At 36.9% G+C, this 8951-nt stretch carries 8 protein-coding genes; 5 read left to right on the top strand and 3 right to left on the bottom strand.

The features are described 5' to 3' along the window. The 5 genes from B4H39_RS09495 to esaA all read left to right on the top strand — a co-directional run. Positions 1 to 628, top strand: a 628-nt coding sequence (locus B4H39_RS09495) for a hypothetical protein (protein WP_286927568.1), incomplete at its 5' end; no start/stop codon positions are given. 6 nt (positions 629 to 634) lie between these two features. After that, a complete protein-coding gene (locus B4H39_RS09490; RefSeq protein ID WP_251420429.1) occupies positions 635 to 937 on the top strand; it encodes a hypothetical protein in 303 nt (100 codons plus the stop codon). Positions 938 to 1021: 84 nt separating this feature from the next. Continuing rightward, positions 1022 to 1162 (top strand): hypothetical protein, encoded by a 141-nt coding sequence (locus B4H39_RS09485; protein ID WP_251420428.1) that lies wholly within the window; start codon positions 1022 to 1024, stop codon positions 1160 to 1162. A 50-nt stretch (positions 1163 to 1212) separates the two neighbouring features. Beyond that, complete coding sequence (locus tag B4H39_RS09480) at positions 1213 to 1551, top strand: hypothetical protein (RefSeq protein ID WP_251420426.1); 339 nt, start codon at positions 1213 to 1215, stop codon at positions 1549 to 1551. Between the two features lie 140 nt (positions 1552 to 1691). Continuing rightward, positions 1692 to 4649 carry a type VII secretion protein EsaA gene (esaA, locus tag B4H39_RS09475; protein ID WP_251420423.1) on the top strand — a complete coding sequence of 986 codons (2958 nt, stop codon included), beginning with the start codon at positions 1692 to 1694 and terminating at the stop codon, positions 4647 to 4649. A 628-nt stretch (positions 4650 to 5277) separates the two neighbouring features. Here esaA and B4H39_RS09470 read toward each other — a convergent pair. The 3 genes from B4H39_RS09470 to rpmF all read right to left on the bottom strand — a co-directional run bounded on the left by B4H39_RS09470 (position 5278) and on the right by rpmF (position 8635). Then, on the bottom strand, positions 5278 to 6156 hold the full coding sequence (locus B4H39_RS09470; RefSeq protein ID WP_251420421.1) for an Rgg/GadR/MutR family transcriptional regulator: 879 nt from the start codon (positions 6154 to 6156) through the stop codon (positions 5278 to 5280). Between the two features lie 2125 nt (positions 6157 to 8281). Next, positions 8282 to 8431 carry a 50S ribosomal protein L33 gene (gene rpmG / locus B4H39_RS09465; protein ID WP_003135293.1) on the bottom strand — a complete coding sequence of 50 codons (150 nt, stop codon included), beginning with the start codon at positions 8429 to 8431 and terminating at the stop codon, positions 8282 to 8284. A gap of 30 nt (positions 8432 to 8461) precedes the next feature. Then, positions 8462 to 8635, bottom strand: coding sequence for a 50S ribosomal protein L32 (gene rpmF, locus B4H39_RS09460; protein ID WP_202230060.1), 174 nt, complete (start codon positions 8633 to 8635; stop codon positions 8462 to 8464). Between the last annotated feature and the right edge of the window lie 316 nt (positions 8636 to 8951).

Genomic DNA, 8951 nt, shown 5'->3' with positions numbered 1-8951 from the left:
GCAGGCAGAAATAGCTAATATGAGCGAAGGAACAAGGACAGAACTGGATAGGATTGTCCAAGCTACAGGCATGACTATATCAGAAGTAATTGCCTTGTATGCTAATGCTCAAAAAGCAAATGCTTTGAAAGCTGGAGACTCCATTAAGAATGTTTGGGATTTTATTGTTGGAGAATTTGCAAAAATTTCCCATGATAAAACAATTTCGGATAGCGATATATTAGAAATCATATCTGTTGATTATGAGTATGCTGGTACGAGTTTTACAACTCAATATGTTGTGAACAAAACAACTAATAATTTAGTTAAAATAATTAATGGTAATGGAAACATGTCTGGATTATTTCAATATTTAGGGAGTAATGAGGGGGCTAATATAGGGATTGATATGATTCCTAAGAAAGATAGTGAAATAAAATATCATGGCACCAATACTGCTACAGGAGTATTGAGCAATATTTCCGAGGCTCTGAATATGGCTAAATCAATAAATTCTACCACTGTGGAGTTAACAGGTAAAGAATATTTGGATAAAGAAGCCAAAGAAAAAGAAAAGAAACGTGATGAAGAAGTAATAAAGGCGCAACAAAAGATATCAGAAGGGAACCCAGCTTATTCGGGGTATTAGGGAAACATGCTAACAGACAGACAAAATAAATTTTTGATAAGAATCAGCAAATTATCTGAGGATACAATGGAGATTTCTAAGAAGGAAAGAAAGTATTTACTGAGATGCAAAAAAAATATTTTAAGTGCTAATATGAAATTTTCAGATTGTATCAACTCGCTAAACTTATCATTGAGCGCGCTAGATAAATTAACTCCAAAAGTACAAAAATTGAGTGAAGAGTTAATTGAAGTTTACGGTCAACCAGACTATAGAGAACTGTCAAATATTGGAAAAAAAGTATCTTATAAATTGATAGGTTTTCGATGAGTCTAGATAAAAAACATATCATCTCATTATCAATAAAACATATACTGAATCACAACTCATTTGTTCTAAAAGAAAGAGTAGAAAATGAAAAATATCATACAAGAGGAAGACAGCTTAACCGTTAAAGGAAATGCAAAGGGCTCTGTACTGACAGCCTTTGCCATAATCTGTTTGATTGTTCTTCCTTACATGTATACTACACTATTGGAGGAACTCTGGTATTAAGTTTAACCATTGTTTTAGCAGTAATATTGTTGCTTTTAAGTGGTCTCAAGATGATCAAAGACAGAAAAAAACTTTACTTGAAACTGGATAAGAAAACACTCATTGTTTATCCTTATGGAAGTGAAAAACAAAGCTATATAGTCCCTGTAGAACGCATCCTCTATCTCACCACAAAGGACTTTCGCAAGAGTACGAACAATTCAATCTTTACTCTTGTCTTGACCGCTGAAAATAAACCAGAAGTTCAATGGATTAACGAAGATTGGGTACAAACTCTGAATAAACATGAAATCAAGTTGGATTATCTCCCTGTAAAAAAGAAGGATTTTCCTCAGTTTGTTGAAATTCTAGAAAAAAGTTACGCACTCTCTTATAGGAAAAATGGATAAAAATTTCCCTGACAATTTCAAAAAAATTTGAACACACTGGAAGGCGAAGATGAAAGGAAAAAACGAGTGGCTGGCAGCTATGGAACGGATATCTCTTCCCTATTCCTATATCAACGATGCAGCCCTTAGGAAGTTAAAAAATGGTTCATAAAAAAATAAATTCAGTATTTAAGCGCATAGAAATCATGAGTTTGGTCCTGTTTTCAGTTGCGCTCTTGCTCTTGACTGGACTTTTCGTTTTCATGACGGTCACAAGAGAGGAGAAGCAGGAAAACCTGGCTAAACCCACCATTGCTTTGGTCAATGAAGACGAGTCAGGCAGTTTTAACAAGAGGGCTTATACTTTTGGCAAGGACTTTGTCAACCGGGTGTCACGCGATACAGCCTACAACTGGCAGGTGGTGTCACGCTCGGTAGCTGACCGAGCTTATAGTGAACATTCGGTAGATGCAGTAATCTATATCCCACAGTCCTTTTCAAAGAATATACTGACCTTGCAAGCCATGACACCAACGAAGGCGCGGATGGATTATAAGGTACAGACCGATCATTCTGCCCTCAATAGACAGACCTTGCAAAATAAAGTTTCTGAGGTTTTAGGGGATTTCAATCGCTCCATTGTCAAGATGTACTATGCCTCAGTAGCCGGAAATATTGCTGAGGCTCAGAATAATATGAATGGTGTGGTGGATCATCAAACACAAATCTTGGGCGTCTTGTCTGGAACAATACTGCCTGATTTCACGCAAACTCACCAAGGTTATGACTCGGTTTTGAGCTTTTCTAACATGCTCCAAGGTCAGAACTCCTCATGGATAAGTAGTCAAAATGCCTTTACAGAGTCAACGAAAGCCGGTCTAAAAGCGACATCTGAGGCCTTAAGCAGGCAAGAAAAACCTCTGGCTGATTATTTTGAAAGCCAAAAAGAGATTCTGTATACCAATATCTACAATGGCAATCAAGCTTTGACTCATCAAGGTGCGCAGGATAAGAAGTTTTATGATGATAACTTTGACAGTTATATCTATCAATTATCTAAGGGAGACACCGCCACTTGGCGGGGATTCGCCGGTCTATCTTCTGTGGATGGTAATGGGGATTTGGATCAGTTTAACCACCGTGAATCAGAGTACAAAGACTTGGCAGACAAGTATAATAAGGCCATCGCAGTGACCAAAGCCGACTTTGAAACACAACTTCAAAACATGGGCGCTTCAAGAACGGAACTATTGACACTTGAAAGTAAGTTACTCCAAGAATACTTTGCCCTCCACCAAGACATCAGTCTTGAAAATTTTGATTTACCTCATAATAGCTTTAAAAAATCAGACAGCAAATTAGCCTTGGCGAAGAAAATTGGTGAAACTTTTGACCATAATGACATTTTGAAAGATGGACCAATAAAGGATTATCAAGATAAAATTCTCTCGCTCTTGCGGCACCTTCCTCATAACCAAGAAGCAGTCACGTCTCTTTTTGACCACTTGGAGAAAAATACTGATTTTGATCGACAGGGTTACGACAATAAGCTCAAGCTTATCGCAGAATATAGCCAAGCCCTTAATCATGATGAAAATCAAGAAAATAACATTGGAGAGACTCCTGATTTAGACCTTATATTTCCCGAAGAAGTGACCCAACAAACCGTGAAGAAAACACTTCGTATCAAAGTTCCTGCGGATGCCGTTTACACAGTAAAGGCAGAGTTAAATGGCCAACCACTTGTTCCAAACGAGGGCTTCCCTACTTTTAGTCCAAAACCGCTTTATACCAGTTTTAAGGCTGAGCAAGCTTCTGGGCATAAAGGGAGCTATCATATTTACAACAAGCAGGACTATAAGGGAGAAGAACCACAGATTACAGCTCCTGAAGTCGATACGAATCCTCCAATGATACCTCAACCCCGTGCCTCTGTCACATTGCCTGCGGATATTACTAAACCTGCTATTCCCGCTCTCGATACTGTTGTCAGCTTTGAATACAGCATTGACTTAGGAAAATCTGAAGAAGCATACTTTGATTTTATTGTGACAAATGATGAGGAAGAAAACAAAGTTGTTTTTGAGCAGTCAGAGCATCTGATATTAATGCCTCGTGATGTGACACAGGAGTACATCGGTTCAAAAGGATTTGGACCTATATCCAACTACCTCAGTAAGCTGGATACGATAAGTCAGCTTTTGCTTTTCCTTTATGGGCGACCGGATGAAGAGCTTGAAGAGTATGCCAAAAATCCACCGGCAAACTTTTTTGAAGAAGACACGTCAGTTTATAAGTCTTATGGCGCAATCTATCCCGCACTTATCCTCGATTATCTGGATGAAAGTGGAGAGGAAGTGGGTAATTATTATGATGTGGGCAGAAATAATATCACAAGTATCATCACTCAAATCAAAGCCATATCAGCCGTCATGTACAACATTCAAAAAGACCATGAACGCTTGAATCAGGTTAATGTACCCGTAGATTATTTCAGTCAAAGCAAGGAGGAATTAAATAATTGGTACAGTCAAGCCATGACGCTTATTGATGGTTCAACGGACATCTGGCAAGCCAAGCAATCAGACCTTGTTCAGCTCAAAGCCGAAAAATGGGCAGGTCAAGCGCAAGGAAAGGCAGAACTTTATGGCGATGAAGCGGCCAATGCAAACCTGTATGCATCAATTTCTCGTCTGATTAAAAGTTCGAGTGAGACAGCGGATAAAACTTTTGAAAGTGCGCAGACTATTAAGGATAACAAGCAAGACTTTGAGGACCTGATGGCGCAAGTAGACAAGACCAAACACGATGCGGAGAAGACTATGGCTGATACAGATCAGACCATTAAAGTTGGGTCCGGTGCGCTTGCCTCAAGCCAAGCTTATAAGGAGCAGTTTGGGACTGTGTTCAAGAACACACGTACCGAAGGCAATGATAAAGAAGGGATATTTGACTTCTTTGCACAACCTATCCAAGCTGAGGATACTACACCACAAGTCTCTGCCATGACTGTAAGTTACTTTGACTGGCGCTGGGTCATAGTTTTTGGGGCTGGTTTGATATTTGGATTGATAAGTATGCTTGTATTCAATTTGAGGCGTAGAAAAAAAGAAGGATAATAGAGTTTAGGTGTTCTTCAGATAGAAGCTGATGGTTATAGGTAGACCGCGACTGCTATCGAGAGTATGTGGCATATCTAGACTCCTGACAAAGAACTCTAATCAGAGCAAGTACTCATTGATTTTATTTACAGATATTGTGAGATGATTTTAGAAAATTGATTATATCAGAAACAGCACAAAACGTGAAAGTTATCAGGCTAGTGTATTGAAAAGAGTTCCTCTTTTTTCGCGGTTAATGGCGGACAGAAGGTGGGAACATTGATTATCTTTTGGCTTATAGTCAGCAGCTTCATTAGGCTTATGAGGTCTATCAAAGCGCTTTGGACACCTTTCAAACAAGTCTGTTTCTGACTTTTTTCAAGTTATTAAAAGCATGCCTGAAAGTTTGTCTGAGGACTTCAAAAAGAGCTGTCGCTATCTGCTTAAACATGAGCAGATTATTTCACGAGGTCTCCCCCTATTCCAACAGCTCACTTGAAGCTAAGAACAATTTTTGTAAACTCACTAAGCGCATTGCCTTTGGCTTTGGGCTTTTTGACCACCTCAGAAAATGCAACTAAAAAAAGCTAGAGCTGGTATTTTTGTTTGAAGGGTATCTTATTCAATGGCATATCGAAACATTCGATTATTCAAGAGAATTTTTTAAAGCTTTAATCTCCACCATAAGAATTTTAGCGGTATCGAATGCTTCACTGAATTCAAAAATTTTCTGGCATTGTTGCATTTTTTCTAAAGCAGCAGTTTTATCACCAAATGCAAACTCAAAATGAGCTTTTTGATAGATAAATCGAATTTTTTCGTACAAATCGTACTCAGAGATGCCACTATTTTCCAAATGGGTAATTAGGCCAAGTGCAAGATTTTCTTGCTTTTGGCTGATAAACAAATCAAGTATGTTTAAGCTGGCTTTGTATGTCATTTTACACACTGATGGGTTATTTAATCCTCTTTGCTTAGGGTCTATCATTTTATAAGTGAGTTGAGAAAGGGTACCTAAATCTAATGCTTTCCCACTATGTCCAAGCAGACGTATTTCAAGCTCTCCCCATTCCTTAGTATTTGAAAGATGATTTTTTATAAATTGAATATCATTTTTTGAAACATCATAATCTTCATCAATTAAACTGAGTAATGCTTCAACGCTTATTTTTTCAAGCAAAAGATTTTTCTTATTGGGAATGTTCTCGCTGATTTTTTTATTATATTGGTCAATTAAATTTTTAAGTTGAACAGGATTTTGTGACAGAAAGGCCTCTTGTTTAGTGGAAAGATAATCCTTATTTTCCCGTACTGTAAGGTGATACACATATTGAAATTCAGATAAGGAGACAAAAATATTATCAAGCAAGGCTAGAAAAATATCTGTTGTCACCATGCTTTTGTTAAGCTCGAAGTTAGAAAGTTGAGTGATAGAAAGTGTGTTAGAGGCTGCTTCTTTTTGAGTGAAGCCTTTTGCAATTCTGAAATCATGATAAATTTTTCCAAGAGGTGAATTTTTAGGCATTGGCGCTCCTTTGTTTCAACTATATTTGAAGTGAGATAATCTCTTAATCATTGCACGGAAGCCACATATAGCAGAATTTCATAAGACTTTACTGTAAAAAATAAATGCAAATATATTTTAGAAAATAGCTAAGGTTCAAGAAATCGCATATGTAGAATGAATTGTATAATATAATTATAGCAAAATAAAAAAATTCAGATAATAGAGGAGGTAATTATGATGATTATATACATTTTGCGTTAGTGGTCTGCATTTTCTGGTTGATTGATGTTATCAAATCAGTGAAATTTAGCGAAAGGTAGTGTTCCAATGTATTAAAAAGCTGAATTGCTGTTATAAATGCCCCATTAGGGCTAGAAATAGAGAATGAGTATGAATAAAATTTTAAAAAAAGTAACTATTAGTTCCGTTGTGTCTCTCGCACTATTTTCAGCAACTGCAGCGATTTATGCCATGGGCAATTTTCGTCTTTTCTATTAATCTGGCTTATGAATAAAAACATACAAACTTATATTTATAGTTGTCTAGTTTTTCTTGGGGCTAGCTTCCTGATATTCATCTCAAAGCCTGTCAATTTCAAAGATTTTGATAGCCTTTTAGGTCTCCTTACAGTGATTCAGGTAAGTTTTATTTTGAGTAGTATTGGTATATTCCTTTTTCAAAACATTGCATTTATGAAAAAAGAAGAAGAGATTAATTTTTACAAAAAGAGGCTACCAAAACTTCAAATTATCTCCTACTTGATTGCTTTGATATTTTTCGCTATCGCTTCATCCGTGAATTTCATAGTAGTAGTGTCTGCTGTATTATTAATACTGGTTAATTGTGCACTTTTGTTTTATCTTACCAGTGTTCGCATGATAAAGCTTATGAATATAAAGAGACAGCTGCACCACTATTTTTCTGGTAGTATTTTGGCAATATCTTTTGTTTTACTTACGATTATCTTTAATCCACTGACGATAACATTTTTTGTAGCAATGCTCTTAAGTCAGACGGTTTGGAATTGCAAGATAATTATAGCTCATAATTCTAAGAGAATTAAACGAAAATAGCCGAATAGAACGTTAAGAACAGGAAATAATAAAATGAATAAAAAATTTCTATAGAAGCTGGAGGTGAACAACAGGCTTTCTCGCTTTCTTTAGCAGATGTTATAAGTTTATCAGGTGATGATCGTGCTTTTCCTGATGTTGCAAGTCGTGCACCTTCAAACAATCACTCATGGTGGCTCCGTACTCCTGGAGGTCCTAGAACAGGTTGGAATTCACGTCATGGTTAATATGGACACGTTGCAGGAGTTTTGTTTGGTACTGGAATGGCAAATTCTGTCTCCGCTTATAGAGGTATCCGCCCGTCCTCATCATCCACCAGTAAAACTCTGATGAAAAGCAAGATAAAAACTCAGTATAGATAATTTTAAAAACAAGAAAACACAGATTTTTATAATAAGCTGTGTTTTCATTTTATAAGTTGTATTCATCCGCCATTGGGTAAACTTGGGGGAAATGCGGGCGTTTTTACCTAACCTTATCTTCCACGGTCATTGATTATACTATAATAATTGAGGCGCACCTAACCAATGCAGAGATGCCTAAGGGAGGGGGTGAGAAAATGCTTCTGCAAATCTTCGGAACAATTATAGTGGTGGGTGTAGTCCGTGAGCTGTTCAAGGACTGGTTGAGAAAACGGTCGAACAAGCGCCACTAATTCCATGTTTCAAGCCGTCATACTTACTCAATCTGACGGTTTTTTCATATAAAAAATGAGCCACAGCTCCCTGTGACCCATAAATAGCTGTGAGAAACCACTCCCACAAATCTTCGTTAATTTCATTACAGCATAAGCGCCAAGTTTGTCAAATTATACAGTTGGAAGAAAACAAGAGTATTTGAGTGAGTATTAAGTCTATTTTGATAGAGATTTAATGCTTAATTTTTTCCGCACGATAAGAAAAACCAGCACTAATACAGCGTTGGTCTTGATTCCCCATTTGTTTTTATTTCTCAAAGCTAGAGAAAAAGGTAGAGTTTCAAGTGATTTTTAATGCAATATACTGAAATTCAAAATTTCAACAATCGCACTAAATCAATATTTTACAAGTCTATTGACCTGTAATCAACCCTTATTTAACTTCTTTAAAAATAACGTGTTTACGAAGTTTTGGAGAGTATTTTTTCAACTCCAAACGGTCTGGGTTGTTACGTTTGTTCTTTTGAGTAAGGTAAAGACGTTCACCAGATTCTTTGTGTTCAAGTGTAATATTTACGCGCATAACGGTTCCTTTCTGACTTTTTTACTGTTTTTATTTAGCGTCTCTTACTTGGCGGCCTTTGTAGTAGCCTTTAAGTGAAACACGGTGTGAGTGACGGTAGTCACCAGTAGTTTCGTCAAAAGTAACAGTTGGAGCTGTCATTTTGTAATGTGTACGACGTTTGTTTTTCTTAGATTTAGAAGTGCGACGTGCAGGTACTGCCATAGTTTGATTCCTCCGTAAATTTTTTCGTTTTGGATGCTCCCAAAAACGTACCTTACCATAATACACTAATCTTTTTCAAAAAGCAAGCTTTGTAAAGTATTTTTACTTGACATTTTCTTTCGTTAATAGTGTGGGAAAAATGAAGGGTGACAAATATGTTTGACAGTCATGAGGTTAGAATTATGGACCATTTTTTGCTAGTATATAGACAAGGATGTTGTAACTTATAGAATAAAAGCTCAGTTCTTCGGAATCAAAGTGCGACAAAGATTATTTTTCTATCCCGAGCAAATCAGTGTTCGATGAAAACTCTTCG

The sequence above is a fragment of the Lactococcus sp. UBA7128 genome, assembly GCF_002492185.1.
GTDB classification, from domain to species: domain Bacteria; phylum Bacillota; class Bacilli; order Lactobacillales; family Streptococcaceae; genus Lactococcus; species Lactococcus muris.
The sequence above is the reverse complement of the archived record's forward strand: the minus strand, read 5'-3'. Positions and strand labels throughout refer to the sequence as shown.

Excerpts from the sequence above, each read along its gene's own strand:
- B4H39_RS09490 (WP_251420429.1), top strand. The coding sequence starts at position 635 with ATGCTAACAGACAGACAAAATAAATTTTTGATAAGAATCAGCAAATTA.
- B4H39_RS09485 (WP_251420428.1), top strand. The coding sequence starts at position 1,022 with ATGAAAAATATCATACAAGAGGAAGACAGCTTAACCGTTAAAGGAAAT.
- B4H39_RS09480 (WP_251420426.1), top strand. The coding sequence starts at position 1,213 with ATGATCAAAGACAGAAAAAAACTTTACTTGAAACTGGATAAGAAAACA.
- esaA (WP_251420423.1), top strand. The coding sequence starts at position 1,692 with ATGGTTCATAAAAAAATAAATTCAGTATTTAAGCGCATAGAAATCATG.
- B4H39_RS09470 (WP_251420421.1), bottom strand. The coding sequence starts at position 6,156 with ATGCCTAAAAATTCACCTCTTGGAAAAATTTATCATGATTTCAGAATT.
- rpmG (WP_003135293.1), bottom strand. The coding sequence starts at position 8,431 with ATGCGCGTAAATATTACACTTGAACACAAAGAATCTGGTGAACGTCTT.
- rpmF (WP_202230060.1), bottom strand. The coding sequence starts at position 8,635 with ATGGCAGTACCTGCACGTCGCACTTCTAAATCTAAGAAAAACAAACGT.